Origin of the sequence: Olsenella sp. An285 (assembly GCF_002159625.1) — a bacterium.
Classification (GTDB): Bacteria; Actinomycetota; Coriobacteriia; order Coriobacteriales; family Atopobiaceae; genus Thermophilibacter; species Thermophilibacter avicola.
Genome location: NZ_NFIZ01000001.1, coordinates 170,045 through 195,058, shown reverse-complemented (window position 1 = coordinate 195,058; position 25,014 = coordinate 170,045). Strand labels below are relative to the sequence as shown.

Annotated in this window: 21 protein-coding genes; 5 read left to right on the top strand and 16 right to left on the bottom strand. The window is 67.9% G+C overall.

The features are described from left to right. Positions 1-27 precede the first annotated feature (27 nt). Both tgt and B5F79_RS00925 read right to left on the bottom strand, forming a co-directional pair. Complete coding sequence (gene tgt, locus B5F79_RS00930; RefSeq protein WP_087217027.1) at positions 28-1,167, bottom strand: tRNA guanosine(34) transglycosylase Tgt; 1,140 nt, start codon at positions 1,165-1,167, stop codon at positions 28-30. A 187-nt stretch (positions 1,168-1,354) separates the two neighbouring features. Continuing rightward, positions 1,355-1,627 (bottom strand): HPr family phosphocarrier protein, encoded by a 273-nt coding sequence (locus B5F79_RS00925; protein ID WP_075280393.1) that lies wholly within the window; start codon positions 1,625-1,627, stop codon positions 1,355-1,357. A gap of 251 nt (positions 1,628-1,878) precedes the next feature. Here B5F79_RS00925 and B5F79_RS00920 point away from each other — a divergent pair, with 251 nt between their 5' ends. After that, positions 1,879-3,156 carry a hypothetical protein gene (locus tag B5F79_RS00920; RefSeq protein WP_087217026.1) on the top strand — a complete coding sequence of 426 codons (1,278 nt, stop codon included), beginning with the start codon at positions 1,879-1,881 and terminating at the stop codon, positions 3,154-3,156. A 117-nt stretch (positions 3,157-3,273) separates the two neighbouring features. Here B5F79_RS00920 and queA read toward each other — a convergent pair whose 3' ends face one another. From queA to B5F79_RS00900, 4 genes are all read right to left on the bottom strand, one after another. Then, positions 3,274-4,440 carry a tRNA preQ1(34) S-adenosylmethionine ribosyltransferase-isomerase QueA gene (gene queA / locus B5F79_RS00915; RefSeq protein WP_087217025.1) on the bottom strand — a complete coding sequence of 389 codons (1,167 nt, stop codon included), beginning with the start codon at positions 4,438-4,440 and terminating at the stop codon, positions 3,274-3,276. 64 nt (positions 4,441-4,504) lie between these two features. Beyond that, a complete protein-coding gene (locus tag B5F79_RS00910; RefSeq protein ID WP_087217024.1) occupies positions 4,505-5,476 on the bottom strand; it encodes a magnesium transporter CorA family protein in 972 nt (323 codons plus the stop codon). Positions 5,477-5,871: 395 nt separating this feature from the next. Next, complete coding sequence (locus B5F79_RS00905; RefSeq protein WP_087217023.1) at positions 5,872-6,468, bottom strand: epoxyqueuosine reductase QueH; 597 nt, start codon at positions 6,466-6,468, stop codon at positions 5,872-5,874. Continuing rightward, the gene (locus B5F79_RS00900) at positions 6,465-7,007 is read right to left on the bottom strand and encodes a DUF3267 domain-containing protein (protein WP_158094800.1); all 543 of its coding nucleotides are present in this window, start codon (positions 7,005-7,007) and stop codon (positions 6,465-6,467) included. The genes B5F79_RS00905 and B5F79_RS00900 overlap by 4 nt, the downstream gene beginning before the upstream one ends. 69 nt (positions 7,008-7,076) lie before the next feature. Between B5F79_RS00900 and B5F79_RS00895 the strand changes: the two genes are divergently transcribed. After that, positions 7,077-9,098, top strand: coding sequence for a class I tRNA ligase family protein (locus B5F79_RS00895; protein WP_087217021.1), 2,022 nt, complete (start codon positions 7,077-7,079; stop codon positions 9,096-9,098). 234 nt (positions 9,099-9,332) lie between these two features. Continuing rightward, positions 9,333-10,823, top strand: a complete 1,491-nt coding sequence (locus B5F79_RS00890) for an alpha/beta fold hydrolase (RefSeq protein ID WP_087217020.1) — start codon at positions 9,333-9,335, stop codon at positions 10,821-10,823. Between the two features lie 119 nt (positions 10,824-10,942). On the opposite strand, the gene B5F79_RS00885 is transcribed toward B5F79_RS00890, so the two are convergent. The 10 genes from B5F79_RS00885 to B5F79_RS00840 all read right to left on the bottom strand — a co-directional run bounded on the left by B5F79_RS00885 (position 10,943) and on the right by B5F79_RS00840 (position 20,138). Further along, positions 10,943-11,971: a hypothetical protein gene (locus tag B5F79_RS00885; RefSeq protein ID WP_087217019.1), complete on the bottom strand. Its 1,029-nt coding sequence runs from the start codon at positions 11,969-11,971 to the stop codon at positions 10,943-10,945. Then, on the bottom strand, positions 11,955-12,461 hold the full coding sequence (locus tag B5F79_RS00880; protein ID WP_087217018.1) for an RNA polymerase sigma factor: 507 nt from the start codon (positions 12,459-12,461) through the stop codon (positions 11,955-11,957). The genes B5F79_RS00885 and B5F79_RS00880 overlap by 17 nt, the downstream gene beginning before the upstream one ends. Positions 12,462-12,706: 245 nt before the next feature. Then, positions 12,707-14,098, bottom strand: a complete 1,392-nt coding sequence (locus B5F79_RS00875) for a sensor histidine kinase (RefSeq protein WP_087217017.1) — start codon at positions 14,096-14,098, stop codon at positions 12,707-12,709. Between the two features lie 164 nt (positions 14,099-14,262). Next, positions 14,263-14,943 carry a response regulator transcription factor gene (locus B5F79_RS00870; protein WP_087217016.1) on the bottom strand — a complete coding sequence of 227 codons (681 nt, stop codon included), beginning with the start codon at positions 14,941-14,943 and terminating at the stop codon, positions 14,263-14,265. Between the two features lie 41 nt (positions 14,944-14,984). Further along, complete coding sequence (locus tag B5F79_RS00865) at positions 14,985-15,680, bottom strand: phosphate signaling complex PhoU family protein (RefSeq protein WP_087217015.1); 696 nt, start codon at positions 15,678-15,680, stop codon at positions 14,985-14,987. Then, complete coding sequence (pstB, locus tag B5F79_RS00860) at positions 15,680-16,468, bottom strand: phosphate ABC transporter ATP-binding protein PstB (RefSeq protein WP_087217014.1); 789 nt, start codon at positions 16,466-16,468, stop codon at positions 15,680-15,682. The genes B5F79_RS00865 and pstB (B5F79_RS00860) overlap by 1 nt, the downstream gene beginning before the upstream one ends. A 17-nt stretch (positions 16,469-16,485) precedes the next feature. Further along, on the bottom strand, positions 16,486-17,286 hold the full coding sequence (gene pstB, locus B5F79_RS00855) for a phosphate ABC transporter ATP-binding protein PstB (RefSeq protein WP_087217013.1): 801 nt from the start codon (positions 17,284-17,286) through the stop codon (positions 16,486-16,488). After that, positions 17,283-18,224 (bottom strand): phosphate ABC transporter permease PstA, encoded by a 942-nt coding sequence (pstA, locus tag B5F79_RS00850; RefSeq protein WP_087217012.1) that lies wholly within the window; start codon positions 18,222-18,224, stop codon positions 17,283-17,285. The genes pstB (B5F79_RS00855) and pstA overlap by 4 nt, the downstream gene beginning before the upstream one ends. Next, positions 18,217-19,116 (bottom strand): phosphate ABC transporter permease subunit PstC, encoded by a 900-nt coding sequence (pstC, locus tag B5F79_RS00845; RefSeq protein ID WP_087217011.1) that lies wholly within the window; start codon positions 19,114-19,116, stop codon positions 18,217-18,219. The genes pstA and pstC overlap by 8 nt, the downstream gene beginning before the upstream one ends. 74 nt (positions 19,117-19,190) lie before the next feature. Continuing rightward, entirely contained in the window at positions 19,191-20,138 is a 948-nt protein-coding gene (locus B5F79_RS00840) for a phosphate ABC transporter substrate-binding protein (protein WP_087217010.1), read from the bottom strand. A 348-nt stretch (positions 20,139-20,486) separates the two neighbouring features. On the opposite strand from B5F79_RS00840, the gene B5F79_RS00835 reads away from it, so the two are divergent. Beyond that, positions 20,487-22,349, top strand: a complete 1,863-nt coding sequence (locus B5F79_RS00835; RefSeq protein ID WP_087217009.1) for an ABC transporter ATP-binding protein — start codon at positions 20,487-20,489, stop codon at positions 22,347-22,349. Then, on the top strand, positions 22,349-24,373 hold the full coding sequence (locus B5F79_RS00830) for an ABC transporter ATP-binding protein (protein WP_087217008.1): 2,025 nt from the start codon (positions 22,349-22,351) through the stop codon (positions 24,371-24,373). The genes B5F79_RS00835 and B5F79_RS00830 overlap by 1 nt, the downstream gene beginning before the upstream one ends. Positions 24,374-25,014 lie beyond the last annotated feature (641 nt).

Here is a 25,014-nt window from a genome sequence, read left to right as displayed (position 1 = left end):
ACGCGAAGAGGGCACGCGGCGCCGGCGCTACCAGTCGCGCGCGGCGGGAGAGGCCATCCACTCCTCGACGAAGGCGCCGTATGTCCCGGCGACGACGGCCTCGCGGGCGCGGCGCATGAGGTCCAGCAGGAAGTGAATGTTGTGCTGGGAGATGAGGATGCCGGCGAGCATCTCCTTCTGGCGAACGAGGTGGTGCAGGTAGGAGCGCGAGAAGCCGGCCTGGCAGGCGGGGCAGGTGCAGGCCTCGTCTATGGGGCGCGGGTCGTGGGCGAAGCGGGCGTGGCGGAAGTTGAGGCGCCCCTCGCTGGAGAAGGCCGACCCCGTGCGCGCCGTGCGCGTGGGAAGGACGCAGTCGAACATGTCCACGCCGCAGCCGACGGCGCGCACCAGCGTGGTGGGGTTGCCCACCCCCATGAGGTAGCGGGGCTTGTTCCGGGGCATGTGCTCCGAGACCAGCGGCTCGAGGGTCTCGAACATGGTCTCGTGGTCCTCCCCCACCGAGTAGCCGCCGATGCCGTAGCCCGGGAAGTCGCCGATCTCCTCGAGGTGACGCAGCGACCTCAGGCGCAGGTCAAGGTGCATCCCGCCCTGGACGATGCCAAAGAGCGCCTGGTCGGGGCGGGTATGGGCCGCATAGCAGCGCTCTGCCCAATAGCTCGAGAGCTCCACGGAGCGCTCGACCTTCTTCCGGGGCGCGGGATAGCCCACGCACTGGTCCAGCTGCATCACGATGTCCGCCCCGAGCTTCTGGGCGATGGCCATGTTCTCCTCGGGCGTCCAGGTGATCCACTTTCCGTCGTAGTCGATGGCGCGAAAGCGAACCCCGTCCCTGGAAAGACGGAAGAACTCCTCATGGCTGAAAACCTGGAATCCGCCGGAGTCGGTGAGGATGGGGCCGTCCCAGCGCATGAAGTCGTGGAGGCCGCCCATCTCCGCCACGAGGTCGGCCCCGGGGCGCATGGAGAGGTGGTAGGTGTTGGCAAGGAGGATCTTGGTGCCGAGCTCGCGCAGGGTGGACGGCATGATCCCCTTGACCGTGGCCTTGGTCCCCACCGGCATGAAGATGGGCGTGGGGACGTCGCCGTGCGGGGTGTGGAGCACGCCGGCGCGGGCGTGGGTGCCGGGATCCTCGGCTATGACGTCATAGGTGAACAGGCTCTGGTCCATGTTGTCTCCGCTCGTGGGAGTCGGCTGGCGAGAAGGACCACGAGGTCCTGCGCTCGGACAGTCCCCAAGGTCCTTCTCGCCAGCCGACCATAGTCGAAAGCAAGGCATCCCATCGTACACAAAGAAGGCCCGACGCCGCGCGGGCGCCGGGCCACCACATCCAGAAGATGCTCTTCTCGCCTCTTGACTACTCGCCGAAGCCGGAGTCGATGAGGGCGATGAGGGCGTCCAGGGCCTCCTGCTCGTCAGCGCCGTCGCAGGCAACCTCGACCTTGGTGCCGGTGCCGAGGCCGGCGGCAAGGATCATCATGATGGACTTGGCGTTGACAGGAGCGGAGTCCTTGTCGACGTTCTTGATGGTGACGTTGCACTGATACTTCTTGGCCTCGGTCACGAAGACGGACGCGGGACGCGCGTGAAGGCCGGTGGCGTTGATGATGCTCGTCTGCTTAGAAACCATGTTGCGGACTCCCTTTCCAGATTTCCCTACGGTACGGGGAATATCTGATCCCCCGAAAACAAAACATATCCTAACAAACGAAGGGCATCTTGGCATGGTCGTTCTCGCCAAGGATGCAAAACGGGGGCTGAGCGGATTTCGCGGGAGCAGCGAGGGCGACGTGGGCACGATATAATGTACGGGGTCGCACACCGGCGACCACCTGCACGAAGAGCAAGACGGGCGCGTGGCTCGTCCGAGAGGAGGGCGCAATGTCTGACGATCCGAGGGAGCTGGGCGGACCATCGGCGGACGGCGCGAATTCGAGCGCGAGCGACAGCCGGGACGCTGGCGAGGGCACGAGCCCCGAGGCTGCGGGCTCCGAGGCCGGGCGCAGGGCGCTCGAGGCGAGCCGCAGGGCAGCCAGCGCCGCCGCGTCCTCGTTCATGAGCGGGCTCTCCGCGGTGCGCGACGTCCGCGCCGCCTCCAGGCGCCACTCCTCCGCCCGCTCGCAGCTGCGCGAGATGGAGCAGGCGCTCCAGGAGGACGAGGCCGCGCTTGCCCACCGCGAGGAGGTGGAGGCCGGCTACGAGGGCATCGTCTCCGAGCAGGGCGCCATCGTCGAGAAGACCTCGGAGGAGCTCTCCGCGCACCAGGACGAGGTCGAGCGCCTCGAGAGCGAGGCCAAGCGCCGCGAGGACGCGCTCGAGCGCCTGAAGGCCGACAACGAGCGCGAGCTCAGGCCCTACAAGAGAATCGCGGAGTCCTCGAAGGAGCGCCTCGACGAGGCGAACCGCGTGGTCTCAGAGGCAAAGCGCGCGGTCAAGACCGCAGAGGGCCAGGTGAAGTCCGCGACCGAGCGGCGCGAGCAGAGCGTCGCCGCCGCCAACAGGGCGCTCGACAGCTCGCAGGCCCGCCTCAGGAAGGCCCAGGACGAGCTGCGCCGCGCCCAGGAGGGCAAGGCCGCCCCGAGCGCCGTCTCGCAGCTCCAGAGCGAGATCGTGACCGAGCTCGCGCACGTGGAGTCCGCCAAGGCGGAGGTCGCCGCCGCCACGCGGGAGACGCAGGAGAGCGTCGACGCCGCGCAGACGCACCTCTGGACGCAGAGCAAGTCGCTCGAGGAGGCCCAGCGCGAGGCCGAGGCCGCCCGCAAGGAGCACGACACCCACAAGAAGGAATACGACGAGCTGCTCGAGAAGGCGCGCGCCGAGGAGAAGGAGATCGAGGACGAGATCTCCGCGCTGCGCGACCAGACCGACGAGGCCAAGGCCGCCTACGACGACGCCGCCGAGCGCCACGACGCAGCCCAGGCCCTCGTGGACGAGGCGGAGTCCATCCACGCCACCCCGGAGGAGACGGAGCGCCTGCGCGCGAGCATCGAGGAGCAGAGGTCCGCGCTCGACGAGCAGCGGGGAACGGTCGAGAAGCTCGCCGCCGGCGAGAAGAGCCTCAGGGAGCGCACCCGCCGCGACCGCGTGGTCTTTGGTGCGATCATCGCGGTGGCGCTCATTGCCGTCATCGCCATCGTGGTGCTCATCCTCACGCGCTAGACAAGCGTTCGCACGGGGCTCTGACAAGGGGGGCAGGGTTGTTTGTCAGGTTCTTACCTGACAAACAACCCTGCCCCCCTTGTCAGAGCCCCGTCCCCCTGTCAGGACCCCGTGCGACTACTCGATGAGCATGGCGTCGCCGAAGGAGAGGAAGCGGTAGCGCTCCTCGATCGCGGCGTGGTAGGCGTCCATGATCTGGTCGCGCGTGGCAAAGGCGGAGACGAGCATCATGAGCGTCGAGCGCGGCACGTGGAAGTTCGTGATCATCGCGTCCACCACGTGGAAGTCGGATCCGGGCATGAGGTAGAGGTTCGTAGCGGCATTCTCGCGCGCCACGATGTCGCCGCGGCCGGCGGCACCCTCGAAGCGGCGCGCGGCCACGGGCGGCTCGCTCGGCGTGGCGCTCTCCTCCCAGGCGCTCTCGAGCGAGCGCACGGACGTCGTCCCCACCGCGATCACGCGGTGGCCCGCCGCCTTGGTGGCGTGGACGGCGTCCACGACCTCCTGGGGCACGTGGTAGCGCTCGGTGTGCATCACGTGCTGGGTGGGGTCGTCCTCGGTGACCAGACGGAACGTGTCGATGCCCACCTCGAGCTCAACCGTCGCCCAGCCCACGCCCTTCTCGCGGATGCGCTCGATGAGCTCCGGCGTGAAGTGGAGCCCCGCCGTGGGGGCCGCCGCCGAGTGCTCCTCGCTCATGGCGTAGACGGTCTGGTACTTCTCGGGGTCGCCCTCGTACTGGGTGATGTAGGGCGGCAGCGGCACGTGGCCTGCGGCGTGGATGGCCTCGTCCAGGGTGCGCGGCGAGCCGTCGTCCTTCTCGCCCGCCGGCGAGAAGCGCACGAGGCGGCCGCCCTTGCTGCCCTCGACGAAGTCCACGATCTCGCCCGTGAGCACCACCGGCGCGGACTCCGGGGCGTGCAGCCCTCCCGCGCGGTACTCGATGACGGTACCCGGCTGGCGCAGGCGCTTGCCGGGGTTGACCAGGCACTCCCAGACGCCGCCGAGCGCGTCGACGTCCTCGCGGCGCTTGAGGAGGAGCGTCTCGCAGACGCCGCCCGTCCCGCGCTTGCGCCCCACGAGGCGCGCCGGCATGACGCGCGTGCGGTTGGCCACGAGCAGGTCGCCGGGCTCGAGGTAGTCGAGCACGTCCGTGAAGCGACGGTGCTCGACGGAGCCGTCCTCGCGGTGCAGCACCAGGAGGCGGCACGAGTCGCGCGGCTCCGCGGGGGCCTGGGCGATGAGCTCGTCGGGCAGCGGGTAGTCAAAGTCGTCGGTGCGCATGGGTGTCCTTTCGGCGGTTTTCCAGCGCTCTACGATAGCACTCGCGCCCCGCGCGTTCCTCTTGCTAGTGCCACATGCCCTTGCGCTTGAAGATCCATGCGGCAACGAGGCAGCCCGCCGCGGCAAGGAGCAGCGGGAACGCCCAGTTGTCCAGCAGGGGCACGCCGTCAAAGGGAAGCTCGACGTTCATACCGTAGAAGCCGAAGACGATGTTGGGGATGGCCATGACGATGGTGATCACGGAGAGCACCTTCATCACGATGTTGAGGTTGTTGGAGATGATGCTCGCGAAGGCGTCCATGGTGCCGGAGAGGGTGCCCGCGTAGATGTTGGCCATCTCGATGGCCTGGTGCACCTCGACGAGCACGTCCTCGAGGAGGTCCTGGTCGTCCTCGTAGAGCGGGATGATGCGGCCCTGGGCGATCTTGTTGAGCGTCACCTCGTCGGCCTTGAGCGAGGTGGAGAAGTACACGAGCGACTTCTCGAGGTTGAGCATTTGGATGAGCTCCTCGTTGCGTACGGAGGCGTGCAGCCGCGCCTCGGTGCTGGAGGAGATGCGGTCGATGCGGCGCAGGTAGACGAGGTAGAGCTGGCTGATGTGCAGCAGCGCCTGCAGCAGGAAGCGCGTGCGGTAGCGGGTGTCCACGCCGCGGACCCGGCCGCCCCTCAGGTCCGCGACCACCTCGTTCTCGCGGATGCTGATGGTCACGAAGAGGCTCTTCTCGGGGAGGAAGACCATGGTGAGGGGCATGGTGTCGTACTGGAGTGGGAGCGAGGCGCGCACGGTGCCGTCCTCGTCGACCACCGGGTAGTCCACGATGACGAAGATCTGGCGCTCGTCCTCGTCAAAGTCCACGCGGGAGGTCTCCTCCTCGTCGAGCGCCGAGCGCACGAACTCGGGGAGCACGCCGAGCTCGCCCTCGAGCCATGCCCGCTCGTCGTCCGTGGGCGCGACGACGTTGACCCAGCACCCCGGACACGGGGCCTCCACCCTCTCCATGGTTCCGCTCGCGCTCGTAAGCAGGCACTCGATCATTTCACACCGTCCTTCTTGCCTCTTGGGGTTGCGGGCCCCACCACGGTAGCCCACGGGCCGGCGGGCGAGAAGGACGGGCGGGCGCCCTTGCCAAATCCTTACAGACAGGCGGAGCGAGGTGCGGGCGGGGGACGCTTTGGGCGTCGGAAGCGTCGCGCGGCCGCACCTCTCACGTTGAAGTGCGGGAGAGCGACGGTCTCAGGGCCGAAAGCGTCGCGCGGCCGCACCACTTTCGTTGGCGTGCGAATCCGCGACGCTTTGAGCCACGAAAGTGTCGCGCCGCCGCACCCCTCACGTTGAGGTGCGAGAAGACGACGGTCTGGCGAGAAGAACCGTCGAGATGCCGCACCTCTCACGACGTCAGGTAAGAATCCGCGCCATCCGAACGGCCGCGCCTACGCGCCCTTGCGCGCTGCGGCCCTGGCGGCCTTGCGGGCGTCACGCGCCTCGTGGCGCTCGATGGCTGCCTCCGCCGCGGAGAAGCGGCAGCCGCAGTAGTTCTGGCGGTACATGCCCAGCTCGCGGGACTCGCGCGTGGCCTCGGGGTAGAACGGGCGGAAGTCGCGCCACACGGGCGTGAGGCCGTGGCGCGCCGCGGCGGCGCGGAGGATCTCGCCGCAGGCGTCGAAGAGCTGGTACGGCGAGACCGCGAGCGTGGTCGAGACGTGCTCGAAGCCCCGCTCGCGGGCGACGCGGCACGCCTCCTCCAGGCGCAGCGCGTAGCAGGCTCGGCAGCGCCGCTCGCGGTCGAAGCCGGCCGGGGCGCAGGCGCGCTCCCAGGCCGCGCGGTCGTCGCCGGCAACGATCACGTCCACGTGGGCGACGTCCGAGGCCCAGGCCAGCAGGGTGTACAGGCGCAGGGCGTGCTCGGCAAGCGGCTGGATGTTCGGGTTGGTCCAGAGGATGGTGGGCTCGAAGCCCTCCTCGCGCAGAAGGCGCACCGGCTCGAGCGAGCACGGCCCGCAGCACGCGTGCAGCAAGAGCGGCGTCATGGCGCCACCTCCCTCGAGAGCAGGTCGATTCCCACGTCCGTGTCACGGACGTGGGTGCAGCGGGGCTCGGAGAGCGCAGCCCAGGCCATGAGCGCGTCGCCGGCGCAGCCGGAGAGGTGGAACCCGGCAAGAAGAACCGCGAGCAGCGGGCACCCCATCGCGAGCGCCGCGGCCGCGACGCCCGCCGTCACCAGCACCGCCGGCGCCAGAAGCACGGCCACCATGCGGCCGCGCGACGCCACCGCGCCGTCGGTCTTGGTGTAGAGGAAGGCGTCCTGGAAGCCAAAGGACACGCGGCAACCCGGGCAGAGCAGCTTGAAGGCCGCGCCGTGCACGAGCTCGTGGACGGGCAGCGGCACGAAGCAGCCCAGGGCCAGCGCCGCCCACCAGAGGGCGGAGGAGACCTCTCGCGCGCCCGTCGCCACGCCGGCGACGGCGGCGGCGAACGCCGTGGCACCCGCCGCTACCAGCGAGACCCGCACGACCCGCCGCTGCAGGTCCTCGTCACCCAGAATGTCCAGAGAGGCTATCTTTTGCATGTGCTCATGGTACCCCATGGGAAGAAGTGCCAAAATGGAAAGGCTGAACCCGTCCCATAAGGAGCGCACATGCCCGAAACCCGACCGAGCTTCCCCCGCCGCGCCGTCATCACCGGCGGCATGCCGTACGGCAACAAGAACCTGCACTTCGGCCACATCGGCGGCGTCTTCGTCCCCGCGGACTTCTTCGCGCGCTTCCTGCGCGACCGCATCGGGCCCGAGAACGTGCTCTTCGTCTCCGGCACGGACTGCTACGGCTCCCCCATCGCCGAGGGCTTCCGCAAGAAGGTGGAGAACGAGGGCTACGCCGGCACGATCGAGGACTACGTGCGCGTGAACCACGACGCCCAGAAGGCGGCGCTCGACGCCTACGGCATCTCGCTCGACCTCTTCGCCGGCTCCGGCCTCGAGCCCGCGCGCGACGTGCACGCCCGCCTCACGGACGAGCTCATCCGCCGCCTGCACGAGCGCGGCTACCTCCACCGCCGCACCACGCGCCAGTTCTTTGACGTGGAGGCGGGGACCTTCTTGAACGGCCGCCAGGTTCAGGGCCGCTGCCCCGTCCGCGGCTGCAAGTCCGAGAAGGCCTATGCGGACGAGTGCGACCTCGGCCACCAGTTCGACCCCGAGGAGCTCATCGCCCCCGTCTCGCAGCTCACCGGCACCACGCCCGAGCTCCGTCCCGTGGACAACTGGTACTTCGACCTCCCCGCCTTCCGCGAGGAGCTCGAGCGTCTGATGGACGAGTGGGACCTCGACCCGCAGGTCCGCGCCGTCGTGACCAAGACCGTGCGCGAGAGCCTCGTCGACCCCGTGATCTACGTCCAGACCAAGTTCCGCGAGGCCTACGACGCAGTGGCTGACAGGCTCCCCGGGCACGTGCTCACGGAGGCCGAGAAGGGCCAGCAGTCCTTCTCGCTCACCTTCTCCGGATGGGAGGCGCGCGACGAGGCGCGCGAGGTCCTCGACGCCGCGGGCGTCCGCTTCCGCACGGGCAAGTGCCTGCTGCCGCTGCGCATCACCGGCAACATCGAGTGGGGCGTGCCCGCGCCCGAGCTCGAGGGCAGCTCCGGGCTCACCGTGTGGGTGTGGCCGGAGAGCCTCTGGGCGCCCATCTCGTTCACGCAGACCGCGCTCTCGCTGGCACCGGAGGGCCGCTACTCCAGCCGCGACTGGCACGACTGGTGGTGCTCCGAGGACGCTCGCGTCTACCAGTTCATCGGCCAGGACAACATCTACTTCTACTGCGTGGCACAGCCGGCCCTCTGGGAGGCGCTCGGCTGGGGCCTCACGCAGGACGTGCCCGTGGCCAACTACCACATCCTCTTCATGAACAAGAAGGCCTCGAGCTCCGGCAAGATCGTGCCCCCCATGGCCGCCGAGCTCCTGGACGCCTACACCCCCGAGCAGCTGCGCGCCCACTGGCTCTCGCTCGGCCTGGACCAGAAGGCCGTCTCCTTCAACCCCAAGGCCTTCGACACCTCGGTCTCCCACAAGGACAAGAAGACCGGCGAGGACGTGCTCGTGCGCGACGACCCGCGTGTGGTGGACCCCGCCCTCAAGGAGAGCGCCTTCCTGACCAACATCTTCAACCGCCTCGCCCGCAGCTGCTTCTACGGCGCGGCAAACGTCTGCGACGCGCACCTGCCCGCCGCGGCGCCCGCGGCCGACGCCGTGCACGCCGCGCGCGAGGCCGTGCTCGCCTTCGAGCGCCGCGCCTACGAGTTCGACGCCCACGGCGCCCTTGCCGTGGCCGAGGAGTTCTGCCGCGCCGCCAACAAGCGCTGGGACGAGGCCTCCAAGGCGGCAAAGGGCGACGACGCCGCCTACGAGCAGGCCCTCGCCGACGCCTTCGTGGCGCTCCGCGCGACGGCGCTGCTCATGCACCCCGCCGTGCCAGCTGGCTGCGAGAAGATCTGCGAGCACATGGGCTTCTCGCCCGAGCTCTTCTTCAGTTGGGAGCACGCCTTCGACGGCCCGGCGGAGCTTGCGGCCGCGCTCGGCGAGACGCCCGAGTCCCACGCCATCGTGCCGCTGCCCCCGCGCTACGACTTCTTCGAGAAGCACCCGTCGCAGGTGAAGGGCAAATAACCCATCCGTCCGGCTCAGGGCAGGGAGGCTCCGGCGCTCAGACAGCTTGCCGAGAAGAACGCTCGGCAAGAACTCGCGGCGGACCTCCCTGCCCTGAGCCTACGAATACCGTTGTCGCAGGTCTGGCGAGAAGGTCCGCCGCGAGTTCCGCAGCCGCGTCCTCTGCGGCGAGGACTGTCTGAGCGCCGGACCTTCTCGCCAGACCGTTCGAACACGTGACCGAAAGGATCCGGTATGTCCGTCGAGTTCCCGCCCGTACACGTCCCGCGCCCGTACGCGCTGCCGCAGACGCCGCTCGCCGCGCGCGTGGAGTGCCCCATGCCGGACGGCGCCACCATCGTGGCGTGGGTCTACGCACCCGAGGGCGTGACGGACGCGCCGGGGACGCCCTTCGGCGTGGACCTGCGGGTGCCGCCGGTCCTCATGCTGCACGGCAACGGCGAGGAGCACGGCATCTTTGGGCCCGTGATCGACGCCGTCTGCGCGAGCGGGCGCTCGGTCGTCGCCGTGGACTCTCGCTCCCAGGGCGCCTCGACGCGCGGCACCGCCCCGCTCACCTACGAGCTCATGGCTGCGGACGCCATCGAGGCCTGCTCGCGGCTGGGCGTGCCGCAGGTCCACGTGCTCGGCTTCTCCGACGGGGGCATCCTGGGGCTTCTCGTCGCGCGCGACTGGGGCGCGCACGTGCTCAGCCTCACGGCGCTCGGCGCCAACCTCACGCCCGCCGGGCTGCCGCAGGAGGACACGGACTGGATGGCCTTCGCCGCCGCCGAGAACCGCCGCTGGGCCGAGGAGGGCTACGAGGGCGCCACGCTGGAGGACGGCACGCCCGTGCCCTCCCCCGCCGAGTCCGCCCGCATCGCGGAGCTCCTGCAGCTCATGGTGGACAACCCGCAAATTGACGCCGCATCGCTCGCGGGGATCGACTGCCCCGTGACCGTGATGGTGGGCGAGTTCGACGAGATCCTCCCCGAGGAGACGGACCGCATCGTGGCCGCCGTCCCCGGCGCGATCAAGGTGGTGGAGCCCGGCATCGACCACAACCTCCCCAAGATGGCGCCCGCCGCGGTGGCGCGCGAGCTCCTTGCCTGCGTGGCGAGAAACGACGAGTGCCACGAGGCCCGCGGCGTCGAGGTCCCGGGCGACCTCGCCGTCTGCCGCGTCCCCGTCTCCGGCCTCTGGGCCGAGAAGCTCGACGAGCTGTACCGCCACGTGGACGCCGAGCCCGGGACCTCGGGCTGGGTCCAGGACGTGTGGCCGCCCGCGGGCATGGCGAGCGAGCTCCTCGCGTCAGGGGCGTACTGGGGCGCGTTCGAGCGCTCGGACGTGCGCGACGGCATGCCCACGGACGACGCCGCCCTTCTTGGCGCGGTAGCGGTGAACCGAGAAGCCTCCATGGGCAACGGGCGTGCCTCCGGCCACGGCTCCGGCCTCGGCGGGCCCAGCTGGAAGCGGCGTGCCAAGAAGGACGTCGCCGGCTGGCACCTGCTGGCCGTCGACCCCGCCGCACGCGGGCGCCACGTGGCGGACGCGCTCATCGCCGCCGGCATCCTGGGCGCACGCGAGCTGGGCGCCAAGGTGGTGCGCCTCAACACGAACGTGGCCAACGTGCCCGCCAACGCGCTCTACGCGAGCCGGGGCTTCACGCGTCACCGCCCGATCTGGCTCCCCTACCCGGGCCTCCCCCTCCCCGGCTGGTCCAACCTCTGGGAGCTCGAGCTCTAGCCGCACATTTGCACATTTTGGGACGTGCCTGAAACGTGCAACACATTTGGGGACGTGCCTGAAACGTGCAAGAATCTGCACGTTTCAGGCACGTCCCGTTTTATGCACCGTTTTATGCACTACCCGCGGGGAACCTCGATCGCCACGTCACCGATCGCCACGCTCGCGATGTCGCTCACGTCGAGGATGCGGTCGAAGATGACGCCCACGGTGACGTCAAAGCCACCGTCCGGGCGCGGACTCACCTGAGAGCCCCCGTTCAGCACCTCAAACGAGGTCCCATCCACGAGCGTCACGGTCACGGGGAGGGCGGTCGCCAGGTCAAGGCCTCCGGAGCCCACCTCGCACACGAAGCTCGCAGAGAGCGGCGAGACCGTGGCCTCCCGCACGGTGAGAGTGACGCCCCCAACCGTGGCCTCCTGCCCGGCGCTCAGCTCGACGGTAGTGTCCTCGTAGTCCAGGGGGACCTCGAGGCTCCACTCGCCCTCGGCCAGAGGGGTGTCGGGGTCGCCCGGATGAGCGCCGTGAACGTAGAGGTCGCCCAGCGTCACCCGTGCCGTGGAGCCCTGCACGCCGCCCTCTCCAATCCCGGCGTTCGCCAAGATCACGAACTCATGGGCATTGTCTCCTGGATCCGCGTCAGAGAAGGAGCCCGAGGAGACAACGTCCTTCTCGCCGCCATCGACCTCGAGGGACATGCTCTCGAAGCAGAGGCCGCGACTCGAGGGGCTCGCGGAGTCGAGCAGTCCCTCGAAGTCCTCCCCGTCTTCCCGTTTGACGGAGAGGACCACGGCAAAGGCGTAGCGGTCCCCGTAGACCGCCTCCGCCGTGACCGTCACGCCGTCGCAGGCAGCACTCGCGCCGAGGGGCCGCCCCACCTGCCCCACAACGTCATCCGACGCCTGGCCTCCCCAGAAGGCGCTGGCCACGTAGGCTGCCACGGCGTCGATGGCCCCCGTGGCGCGCGCCACGCCCGCACCCGCCCCCAGCACGAGCGCCAGCCCGGCGATGGCGGCGGCGCGAGCGACCCAGGGACGCCTCCGCGGGGCGGATGCCGCCAAGAGCCTCTCAACCAGCTCGTTCTTCTCGGCAGGCGAGAAGGACAGGGCGTCGAGGCCCTCGCGATAGTCGTCAAAGACCCTCTTCATCGTAACCAGCCTCCTTGAGCAGCACCCTCAGCTTTGCGCGGCCCCGACTCAGGCGCTGTGCCGCCGCGTCCTCGCCGCAGCCGCACGCCCGGGCAACGTCACGAATGGAGTAGTTCTCGTAGTAGCGCAGGAAGATGGCCTCGCGATACTCGAGCGGAAGGCGCATGACCGCGCGCAGGACGAGCTCGGCTCGCGCGCGGTCATCCCCCGGGTCCGGGGCAATTGGCTCCGAAACCTCGTCAAGAGGGAGCGTCGGGCGCGCGGAGCGGCATCGGAGCAGGTCCTTGCAGCGATTGGCAGTGACGCGCACCACCCAGGCACGCTCGTGCTCCGGGCTCGCAAAGGGCTCCGCGCGGTCGAGCAGCTTAAGGAGGACCTCCTGGCACACGTCCTCTGCATCCGCGGCTGTGCCCAGATAGGTGTAGGAAAGGCGCTTGATGAGGTCCGCGTAGTCGTTGACCAGCCGCTCGGCCCGATGTCCCGCGCTCACGTCCCCTCCCCTCCCCGGTGCCTCTACCTACGATACGCACGGAGGAGGAAAACCTGACAGGGAGTTTCGGCGCGAGGAAACCGTCACCCGGCCTCTGCCGCCAACCCACCGATTCAGTCTCGGGACCGTGGATGGCCTCGAGCGCGCAACGAGTAAGAGCTTTTGCCACGCTTAATGCACATTTTGGGACGTGCCTGAAACGTGCAAGTATATGCACGTTTCAGGCACGTCCCAAAATGTGCAAGCTACGGCTGCGAGGGGAAGAGCACGGTGATCGTGGTCCCCTTGCCGACCTCGCTCTCGAGCCTGATCTCGGCACCGTGGTAGGCCGCGGCGTGCTTGACGATCGCAAGGCCCAGGCCGGTGCCGCCCATGTCGCGGCTGCGCCCCTTGTCCACGCGGTAGAAGCGCTCGAAGACCTTGTCCCGCGACTCGGCGGGTATGCCGATCCCGGTGTCGCTCACGCGCACGGCGGGGCGGCCGTCCACCGGCAGGGCCCAGACGTAGACCTTGCCGTCCACCCGGTTGTAGCGGATGGCGTTGTCGCACAGGTTGGTCACGAGCTCGTCCAGCAGGCGCGCGTTGCCGCGCACGGGACACGAGACGCCGCCCACGCTCACAGTGACGCTGCTCCTGCGGGCCTTGGGCGCAAGGCGGTCCGCCACGTCGCGGGCAACCGAGAGCAGGTCGACGGGCTCGGAGGGGCCAAAGAGCTCCTGGTTGCCGTTGCGCTCGGAGTCGTCCAGCTTGGAGAGGGTGAGGATGTCGCTCACCAGGCTGGAGAGGCGCCGTGCGTCGTCGTAGATGCGCCCCGCGAACTCGGGGACGTCCTTCTTCTTGGCGATGCCGTCGCGGATGAGCTCGGCGGCCATCTGGATGGAGGCGATGGGCGTCTTGAGCTCGTGCGTCACGTTGGCGGTGAACTCGCGGCGCAGGTCCGCAGCGTCCTGGACGGCGCGCATTCGGTGGAGCAGCTCCTCGTGCTGCTCGTTCAGGCGCGTGACCAGCGGGTCGAGCTCAACGTAGGGAGCGACGCCGTCGCCAGAGGACGGGTCTATCTCCAGGATGGGCCGCACGAAGCGGTGCGAGAGCCGGTGCGACACCACCCAGCTCGCGGCCACCAGCACCACGGCGAGAAGAACCAGGAGCACGATGTCCTGCACGAGAAACGCGAGCACGCCGGCGCGGTCCACGGAGAGGCGCATGACCTGGCCGGACTCCAGACGCACAGCCTCGTAGATGCTCGTGTAGCCCACCGTGTCGCTCGCGCGCTCGGAGGTGCCGGATCCTGACTCGAAGGCGTTCACGACCTCGGGGCGGTCTCCGTGGTTCTCCAGCGTCTCGGCGTCCGCCTGGGAGTCGAAGGTGACCGAGCCGTCCGGGTCTATGAGGGTGGCGCGGATCTCCCCGAGGTCGAGCACGGAGAGCACCTTCGCGTCGTCATCCGTCTGGTCCAGGAGCGACGCCAGGGTCCGGCACTCGGCTGCGAGCTGCTCGTGCTCGTCCGCGAGGAAGGCGGACTGGTAGAGCAAGGAGGCCGCCGCGGTAACCACGACGGCCACGCTGGCGCACGCCACCACGAGGGCAACGAACATCCTGTGTGAGAGCGAACCCTTTCCGCCGGGCTGCCTGGTCATTCGTCCTCCTCCTTGCGCTGGGGCGTGGCGTGACAGTCGGGGTTGACAGTTTGCCCGAGGGGCTGACAGTTTGCCCGGGTCCAACTGTCAACTACTCTGGTTGACAGTTGGACCCGGGCAAACTGTCAGCCCCTCGGGCAAACTGTCAACCCCCATTGTCACACCTAGCCGCGGACGCGGTAGCCCACGCCGCGGACGGTCTCGATGAGGTCCGACGAGTCGCCCAGCTTGGCACGAATCTGCTGGACGTGCACGTCAACCGTGCGCGAGCCGCCGTCGAAGTCCCAGCCCCAGACGCGCTGGAGGAGCGTCTCGCGCGAGAAGACCACGCCGGGAGAGCGCATGAGGAACTCCAGCAGGTCGAACTCGCGCATGGTGAGCTGGACCTCGCGCCCGCCCACGGTGACCTCGCGGCGCTCGGGCCAGAGGGTCACGTCACCGGAGACGAGCGACGCGGGCTTCTCTGCCGCCGCTGCCTCGCGCCCGGAGCGACGCAGGAGCGCGCGCGTGCGGCTCACCATCTCCATCATGCCAAAGGGCTTGGAGAGGTAGTCGTCCGCGCCCGAGTCCAGGGCCTTCACGGTGTCGAGCTCGGTGTCCTTGGCGGTGAGCATCATCACCGGCACGTGCGAGAGCCCGGGGGTGCGACGCAGACGGGCCAGGATCTCCAGCCCGTCCGCGTCCGGCAGCATGATGTCGAGAAGGACGGCGTCGGGCGTGCGCTCGGCGCAGGCGCGGCGGAACTCGGCGTCATCGGCGCAGCCGCGCGCCTCGATGCCGCCCTGACCGAGGGCGTAGACCGTGAGCTCCCGGATGTTCTTGTCGTCCTCTACGTAGTAGACCACCGCAGTTCCTTCCCGACGCTCGAAACCCATCCTACTGTACCCTACTCCGCGGTCGCAGCCTGCCTCTGACTCGCCTTCTCGGCGACGACGTGCTCGCCGGTCACGCGGAAGATGGCCCAGGCGGCGATGCGCTTGGCGAGGTCGCCCATGCGCTCGAAGTACTTTGCCACCATGAGGAGCTCCGGCAGGTACTGCGCGGAGGCCTTGCCGTCGCGGATGAGGCCCACGAGCTTGTCCTCCACGGCAACGTAGAGCTCGTTCACCGCGTTGTCGGCCTCCATGACCTCCTGGGCCCTCTGGACGTCGGAGGCGCAGAAGGCGTCGACGGCCTTCTCAACCATGGCGGCGGCCTGCTCGCTCATCTGGGAGATCTCGGTCTCGATCTTCTTGGAGGCCTTCTCGGGGATGTCCTCGGAGAGGAAGACCGCGTCGCGCGTCATGGAGTCGATGTGGGAGAGGTCGCTCACCATGCGGAAGGCGCCGGAGACGAAGCGCAGGTCCACACCGATGAGCGGCTGCTGGAGCAGCATGATGTCGAGACAGGTGTTCTCGATGGCGGAGCGCAGGCGGTCCTCCGCCTTGCGGCCGTCCATGACGCCCTCGGCGGCGCCCTTGTCCCCGTTGGCGGCGAGCCCGGCGGCGCGGACGTCCGCCACGGTCTTCTCGCCAAAGCGCCTGATGTACTCCTCGACCTCGTTGAGCTGGTCGGTGAACTTGGTGCGGGTGCTGATGACCATTAGCTGAACCTCCCTGAGAGATACTCTTGCGTACGCTCCTGCTTGGGGTTGCCGAAGAGCTCGCGCGTGGGGCCCTCCTCGATGAGCTCGCCCAGATAGAAGAACGCGGTCTTGTCGGCCACGCGGGTGGCCTGCTGCATGTTGTGCGTCACCACGACGACGGTGTGGTCCTCGGAGAGCTCGGTCATGAGCTGCTCCACCATGCTCGTGGAGATGGGGTCGAGCGCCGACGTTGGCTCGTCCATGAGCAGGATCTCCGGGTCGGTGGCAAGCGCCCGCGCGATGCAGAGGCGCTGCTGCTGGCCGCCGGAGAGGCCCAGGCCGCTCTTGTCGAGCTTGTCCTTGACCTCGTCCCAGAGCGCCGCGCGCGTGAGGCAGCGCTCACAGATCTCGTCGCCCTCGGCCTTTGAGATGCGACGCATGCGCTTGGGGCCGTAGAGGATGTTCTCGCGGATGCTCATGGGGAAGGGGTTGGGGTGCTGGAAGACCATGCCCACGTAGACGCGCAGGGCGTTGGCGTCCATCTGGAAGATGTCCTGCCCGCCGAACTCGATCGTGCCCTCGGTGCGCACGGACTCCACGAAGTCGCACATGCGGTTGAAGGTGCGCAGCAGCGTGGACTTGCCGCAGCCGGACGGGCCGATGAAGGCCGTCGCGCGGTTGCGCGGAATCTCGAGGTTGATCTTCTTGAGCGCCTGGAAGTCCCCGTACCACAGGTCGAAGTCGCGGATGGTGATGGCCGTCTGGGCCTCGGCGATGCTGCGATGGGAGTCGTTGGTGCCTGCCATGTTCTTATCCCTCCCCCTTAGCCGAAGCGGCCGGTCAGATAGTCGATGAGGCGCTGGTCGCGCGGGTTGCGGAAGATCTGCTGCGTGGTGCCGGTCTCCACCATGTCGCCCACGTAGAAGAAGGCGGTGCGGTCGGAGACGCGCGTGGCCTGCTCCATGTTGTGCGTGACGATGATCTCGCAGATGCCGGTGGAGGCGATGTCGCGGATGGTCTCCTCGATGGCAAAGGTGGAGATGGGGTCGAGGGCGGAGCAGGGCTCGTCAAAGAGCACCACGTCCGGCTTCATCGCAAGGGTGCGCGCGATGCAGAGGCGCTGCTGCTGGCCGCCCGAGAGGGCGTGCGCGGACTGCTTGAGCTTGTCCTTGACCTCGTCCCAGAGCGCCGCCTGCCTGAGCGACGTCTCCACGAGCTCGTCCTCCTCGGCCTTGGTCCTCACGCGGCCGTGCTTCTTGGGTGCGAAGAGGATGTTCTCGCGGATGGACTTGCGGAAGGGCGTGGGCTGCTGGAAGACCATGCCGATGGACTTGCGCAGCTCGAAGAGGTTCTCCTTGGGCGTGTTGATGTCGCGCCCGTGATAGAGGATCTCGCCGCCGATGGAGCACTTGGGAATCTCGCGGTTCATGAGGTTGAGGCAGCGCAGGAAGGTGGACTTGCCGCAGCCGGAGGGGCCGATGAGCGCCGTGACCTGACCCTTCTCAAAGGTGAGCGAGGTGCCATGCAGAGCCTCGTGCGTGAGGTCGTAGGTGACGGTCACGTCCTTGGTAGTGAGCAGGGAGCCCTCGGCGGGCGTCGCCTGCGCGGTGGTGGCGTCTGTCATTCTGCGGTCAGCCTCCTCGAGAGAAGCTTGCCGAGCAGGCGGGCAAGCAGGTTGAACAGGAGCACGCAGACGAGAAGAACGGTCGCGGTGCCCCAGACGATCTCCGTGGAGCCGGCCGTGGGCTCGGAGGTGAGTCGCCAGATGTAGACGGCGAGCGAGCAGGCCGGGCGGAAGATGTTGAAGGGGTTGGTGGGGCTCAGGAAGTTCACCGAGGCAAAGTTGAGGCGCGCGGGCGCGGAGCCGGCCGTGAAGATGAGCGCGGCGGCCTCGCCGAAGACGCGGCCGGCGGAGAGCACGATGCCGGTCACGATGGCGGGCATGGCGGCGGGGAGAAGAACGTTGATGGTGGTCTCCCAGCGCGTGAGGCCCATGGCGAGCGCGGCGTCGCGCTGGCTGCGGGGCACGTCCTCGAGCGCCTGCTGGATGGTGCGCACCAGGATGGGGATGTTGAACATCGTGAGCGCGCACGCGCCGGCGAGGATGGAGATGCCCCAGCCCAGAGTCACCACGAAGAAGAGCGAGCCGAACATGCCCACGACAATGGAGGGCAGGCTGGAGAGGGTCTCGATGGCCGTCTTGGCAGCCGAGGTGACCCAGTTGTCGGGCGCGTACTCAACGAGGAAGATGGCCGCACCCAGCGAGATGGGCACCGAGATGACGAGCGTCACGATCAGCATGTAGAAGGAGTCCCACAGCTGGTAGATGATACCGGGAACGACCTCGTCGTTGTAGGGGTTGGTAAGGAAGCCCGGCGTGAGCGCGCGACCGGCGCCGCGGACGAGGATATAGGCGATGATGGCCACGACGAGCAGCATGACCAGGCCCACGATGACGGTGAGGATGCCGGTGGCGACCTTGTCCTGGGAGTCGATGCGGCGGACGTGCGCGTCGAGCTCCGCGGAGCGGCCCTGCGCGGCCGCGTTCTTCTCGCTAGCCATTGGCCTTCGCCCCCTTCCTGCCGATGAGGTGGATGATCAGGATGAAGACGAGCGACATCGCCAGCAAGATCAGGCCGAGCGACCACAGGGCGTGGTAGTAGACCGAGCCGGAGACCGCGTTGGAGAGGCCTGCCGTGAGCGCCGCCGTGAGCGTGGACGCCGGGTCGAGAAGACCGGTGGGCATGGAGCGCTCGACGCCGCCGATGACCATCTGGACGGCGAGGGTCTCGCCGAAAGCGCGGGTCATGCCCAGGATGACCGCCGTCATGAGGGAGGGCGTGGCGCTCTTGAGCACCACGTGCCAGGTGGTCTGCCAGCGCGTGCAGCCCAGGGCGTAGGAGCCCTCGCGGTACTGATTGGGCACGGCGCGCAGGGCGTCCATGGAGAGCGTGGTGATCGTGGGCAGAATCATGATGGCGAGCACGATCGAGCCGGAGAGGATGCCGGCGCCGGTGGGCGCGGCGTCGCCGAAGATCGCCTTGATGAGCGAGTTGATTACGTAGAGGCCCAGAACGCCGTAGACGACCGACGGGATGCCCACGAGCAGCTCGATGAACGGCTGGAACACGCGGCGGCCGAAGGTGGGCGCCACCTCCACGACAAAGATCGCAGAGCCAAGGGCGACGGGCAGGGCGAAGAGGGTCGAGAGCAGCGTGACGGCGAAGGAGCCCACGATCATGGGCAGCGCGCCGTAGCGCTCCTGCTCGGGGATCCAGTTCTGGCCGAAGAAGAAGTCGATCGGGTTGAGGCCGTCAACGAAGAACGTGGTGAGGCCCTGCTGGGCCACCATGAAGATGAGCGTGACGACCACGAGCGCCACCAGCGCGACGCAGAAGCCCGTGATTCCCAGGCCTATGTTCTCGAGCCTCCGCTTGGGCATGAGGTTTGCCATATGGAGGAGCCTTTCTCGTCAAGGGAACGGCGGCGCCCCCGGAAGGGGACGCCGCCGCAGGGAGGAAACCTAAGCTAGGCGGCGGTGATGTTGCCGTCGGCGTCCTTCTTGACCTGCATGTCGGCCATGGGGATGAAGCCCTCCTCCACCACGGTGTCGGCAAAGTCGTCGGAGAGCATGAACTCGATGAAGGCCTTGGTCACGGCAGCCGTGGACTCGTCCTCGTCCTCGCGGGTATACATGTGCTCGTACGCCCAGATGGTGAAGTCGCCGGACTCGACGTTGGCCTGCGTGGGCTCGACGCCGTCGACGGTGAGGGCCTTGATGCCGTCGTTCTCCATGTAGTTGAAGGCGACGTAGGAGATGGAGCCGGAGGTCGCGGCGACCTGCTCCACGACGGTGCCCGAGGAGTCGACCTCGGCGACCGGGCGGAAGCTGTCCGGGGCGACCTCGCCGCCGAGGACGGCGGCCTCGAAGGTGGCGCGGGTGCCGGAGCCGGCCTCGCGCTGGATGACCTGGATGGCGCCGGCGGTGCCGCCGAGGTCGGCCCAGTCGGTGATCTCGCCGAGGAAGATGCCCTTGAGCTGCTCGGTGGTGATGTCGGTGACGTCGACGTCGGCGTTCACGATCGGGCCCATGCCCACGATGCAGACCTGGTTGTCGACGAGGCCCTCGAGCTGGTCGGCCTCGAGCTTCTCCTCCGCGAAGACGTCGGAGCGGCCGATCTGCACGGAGCCCTCGGCGACCTGCGAGAGGCCCTGGCCGGAGCCGCCGCCGGAGATGGCGACGGAGACGTCGGGGTTGGCGTCCTGGAAGGCGTCGCGGGCCTTCTCCACGAGCGGCTGGAAGGAGGTGGCGCCGGAGCAGGAGATGGAGCCCACGAGCGCGGCGGTGTCGGTGCCCTCGGCGGAGTCGTCGGTGGTGCCGGAGCCGGTGTTGCCGCAGGCGGCAAGGCCGGCGATGGCGGCGGTGGCGCCGAAGGCGCCCAGGAACTGGCGACGAGAGAGATCGAACTTGGACATGAAGGTATCCTTTCCCGTGGATGTGGCCCGTCCCCCGCGGGGGCCGCGCCGTTTCGCTTGCATCCTAGGTTCTTCTCGCCCGCTCCCCCGGCCTCGCGTTGCATGCATTACGGGACCATGACGGCGGCTTACACGTGCCTTACAGAGCGCCTTACAATTGCGCCCCCGTATGTAAGCTACCGTTCGCCGGTTGACGCGAGCTGGCATTTCTACCGTTCGCCGGCACCTTACAATTTGTGTCGCGGGCCGTCGAGATGATGTTTTTGTTTGGTACCACGAGAGATTGCACGGTACCTTGAAATCTTCTTCGCTCCGTCGCAAAATGACTCCGGTCGAAAGGAGACATATATGAAGAAGAAAAGAGAGACGGAGCTGAGCGGCCGCGACGTCGTCCGCACGCTCAAGGGGAGCCTGCGCGAGTTCAAGGCCCCCTCGATCGCCACGCCCATCATCGTGTCGGGCGAGGTCGTCATGGAGGTTGCCATCCCCTTCGTGACGGCGCAGCTCATCAACTCCATCCAGGCGGGGGCCACGCTGTCCGACATGCTCCCCTACGCCGGGATCCTCGTGCTGATGGCGCTCGCGTCGCTCGCCTTTGGCATCGGCGCCGGCATCACGTGCAGCCAGGCGTCCTGCGGCTTTGCCATGAACCTGCGCCACGACGTCTTTGCCGCCGTGCAGCGCTTCAGCTTCGCGAACATCGACCAGTTCTCGTCGAGCTCGCTCGTAACGCGCCTCACCACGGACATCACCAACGTGCAGCTCGCCTACATGATGATCATCCGCACCGCCATCCGCTGCCCGTTTTTGCTGCTCGCGGGCATCGTCATGGCCTTCATCATGGCGGGGCCGCTGGCGCTCGTCTTCCTGATCATCGTGCCGCTCCTGGGCTTTGGCCTGTTCAAGGTCGTGCGCACCGTGCACCCGATCTTCCGCTCGGTCTTCCACAAGTACGACGCCCTCAACGAGTCCATCGAGGAGAACGTCACCGGCATGCGCGACGTCAAGAGCTACGTGCGCCAGGACTTTGAGAAGGAGAAGTTCGGCCGCGCCGCCCAGGACGTCTGCGCCGACTTCACCCGCGCCGAGAAGATCCTCGCGCTCAACACGCCGATGATGAACTTCGCCGTCTACACCGTCTTTGCCGTGACCCTGCAGTTTGGCAGCTACCTCATCATCTCGAGTCGCGGCGAGCTGCTCAACGTGGGCCAGCTCTCCGCGCTCACCACCTACGGCTTCATGATCCTCATGGCCCTCATGATGGTCTCCATGGTCTTCGCCATGATCACGATGGCCCAGGAGAGCGCCGAGCGCATCTGCGAGGTCCTCACCACCGAGCCCACGATCAAGAACCCCGAGCACCCCGAGAAAGAGATGCGCGACGGCTCGATCGACTTCGACAACGTGACGTTCAAGTACTCCGAGAAGGCCGAGCACCGCGCCCTGGCCGAGATCGACCTGCACATCAAGAGCGGCGAGACCATCGGCGTCATGGGCGGCACGGGATCTGCCAAGACCTCGCTCGTGAACCTCATCAGCCGCCTCTACGACGTGACCGAGGGCTCCGTCAAGGTGGGAGGCGTGGACGTTCGCGACTACGACCTCGACTTCCTGCGCAACAACGTGGCCGTGGTGCTGCAGAAGAACGTGCTCTTCTCGGGCACCATCAAGGAGAACCTGCGCTGGGGCAACCCGGACGCCACCTACGACGAGCTCGTGGAGGTCTGCAAGCTCGCCCAGGCCGACGAGTTCATCCAGGGCCTCCCCAACAAGTACGACTACTACATCGAGCAGGGCGGCACCAACGTCTCCGGCGGACAGAAGCAGCGCCTGTGCATCGCGCGCGCCCTGCTCAAGCGCCCCAAGGTGCTGATCCTCGACGACTCCACGAGCGCCGTCGACACCAAGACCGACGCGCTCATCCGCGAGGGCCTCAGGACCTACCTGCCCGACGCCACCAAGATCATCATCGCGCAGCGCACGAGCTCCGTGCAGGACGCCGACCGTATCCTCGTCCTGGACAACGGCCACATCGCCGGCCTGGGCACCCATGACGAGCTCATGAGGAGCTGCCCGTTCTACCGCGACACCTACCTCGCCCAGAACCGCACGAGCCAGGAGGCCGCGCCCGAGGCACAGGACGAGAAGAACGACGAGCCCGTCGCCGACACCGCGACGCCCGTCGAGCCCGCGAAGGGAGGCGAGGCCTAATGGCGTCCAGCAACAACTCCGCCGAGAACATCCTCAAGAACGTGACCGGCTCCAACCAGCCCACCGAGCCCGAGCGCACGCCCGAGCGCCAGAACGTCGCCGGTCGCCAGGTCGAGCAGCCCCGCCGCCGCGGCGGGCGCGGCAAGACCCTCGGCCGCCTCATCAAGATGCTCTTCTCGTTCTATCCCAAGATGCTGCCGCTCGTGATCGTCTGCATCGTGGTCTCCGCCGTGCTCTCCGCGCTGCCCGCCACGTTCATGCAGCGCACCCTCGAGATCGTGACCGCCACCTGGCAGTCCGGCGACTGGGAGTCCGTCGCCGGCAGCATCGGCTCGCTCGTGCTCACGCTCGTGGGCATCTACGTCGTCTCGCTCGTCCTCAACTTCACCTGGACGCGCGCGATGGCCGTCATCACGCAGGGCTCGCTCGAGAAGTTCCGCGAGCGCCTCTTCGGCCACATGCAGGACCTGCCGATCAGCTACTTCGACCAGCACCAGCGCGGCGACATCATGAGCCACTACACCAACGACATCGACGCCCTGCGCCAGATGATCGGCCAGTCGCTGCCCAACATCACGCTCACCATGGTCACGCTCGTCTCGGTCTTCTCGGTCATGATCTTCTACAGCGTGTGGATGGCCGTGGTCGTCGTGGCCGGCGTGCTCTTCATGGCGTACATGACCAAGGTGCTGGGGTCGCGCTCCGCGCGCAACTTCGTGGCGCAGCAGCGCGAGATCGGCATCGTCGAGGGCCACGTCGAGGAGGTCATGAACGGCCAGCGCGTGGTCAAGGTCTTCTGCCACGAGGACGCCGCGCAGGAGGACTTTGACGTGCGCAACCGCCGCCTCTTCGAGGCGAGCCGCGTCGCCAACATGTACACCAACACGCTCGGCCCCATCCTCATGAACCTGGGCAACCTGATCTACGTCATCGTGGCCCTGATGGGCGGCGTCTTCATCGAGACCGGCATCCCCAACCTCTCCATCTCCGGCCTGCCCTTCTCCATCGCCGTCACGGTGCCCTTCCTCAACATGACCAAGCAGTTCGCCGGTCAGATCGGCCAGATCTCCCAGCAGATCAACTCCGTGGTCATGGGCCTCGCCGGCGCCGAGCGCCTCTTCGAGCTCATGGACGAGCCGGTGGAGCAGGACCAGGGCTACGTCGAGCTCGTGGCCTGCACCATCGACCGCGCCGGCAACGTCACCGAGTGCGACCGCCGCTCCGAGGACTGGGCCGGCCGCTGGGCGTGGCGCCACCCGCACGGCGACGGCTCGCTCACCTACACCCCCCTCGCGGGCGACGTGCGCCTCTTTGACGTGGACTTCGCCTACCGCAAGGGCCACACCGTCCTGCACGACGTGAGCGTCTGGGCCAAGCCCGGCCAGAAGGTCGCCTTCGTGGGCGCCACGGGAGCCGGCAAGACCACGATCACCAACCTGATCAACCGCTTCTACGACATCGAGGACGGCAAGATCCGCTACGACGGCATCAACATCAACAAGATCAAGAAGAGCGACCTGCGCCGCTCCCTGGGCGTGGTGCTCCAGGACGTGAACCTCTTCACCGGCACCGTCATGGACAACATCCGCTTTGGCCGCCTGGACGCCACGGACGACGAGTGCATGGCGGCGGCGCGCCTGGTGGGCGCCGACGGCTTCATCAAGCGCCTGCCCGAGGGCTACAACACCTGGCTCACGGACAACGGCTCCAACCTCTCCCAGGGCCAGCGCCAGCTCCTCTCCATCGCGCGCTGCGCCGTGGCGGACCCGCCCGTCATGATCCTGGACGAGGCCACCTCCTCCATCGACACCCACACCGAGGAGATCGTGCAGCGCGGCATGGATGCCCTCATGACCGGGCGCACCACCTTCGTCATCGCGCACCGTCTCTCCACCGTGCGCAACTCCGACGCGATCATCGTGCTCGACCACGGCCGCATCATCGAGCGCGGCAGCCACGACGAGCTGATCGCCAAGCGCGGCACGTACTACCAGCTCTACACGGGAGCCTTCGAGCTGGAGTAGCAGACATCCTCACACGAGCGGTGGCCGCCCCCGACGTTCCTTCGAGAAGTGCGCTTCGCGGAACTTCTCTCCGGAACGTCGGGGGCGGCCTCGTTCTCGGCGCCGGGCTCTGACCGCCGGGAAGTGAGGTGCGGGAGATGGACGGTTCTTCTCGGCAGACCGTCGTTTTGCCGCGCCTCAACGAGGAGGATGAGGTCGGGCGCTCGAGCGTTGCGATTATTCCGACTGTGGCACGGATTCCCGGCCGGGCGTCGCGAAAAGCGGGGCCGGGGCACGGATTCCCAGCCGGGCGTCGCGAAAAGCGGGGCCGGGGCACGGATTCCCAGCCGGGCGTCGCGAAAAGCGGGGCCGGGGCACGGATGCCCCAGCGTCCTTCTCGCCGGGAGCGAGAAGGACGGTCCGCTCGCGGTCGCCCAGCGTGCCCTGGCCAAGCTTTTCGCGACGCCCGGCTGGGAATCCGCGCCCTGGCCCCCGAAACCGCAGCGCCCCGATCCCCCTCGGAGCCTCGGGAACGTCACCTGTCGCCCCCTCCGACCGATGGGACGAGGCAGAAAAGCGTTGGGGCACGGTCGGATCTCGAGGTACCGCGAGAAATATCGCATGGTACCTTGACATCTGGACGGAAGCCACTCAAAGTAGGT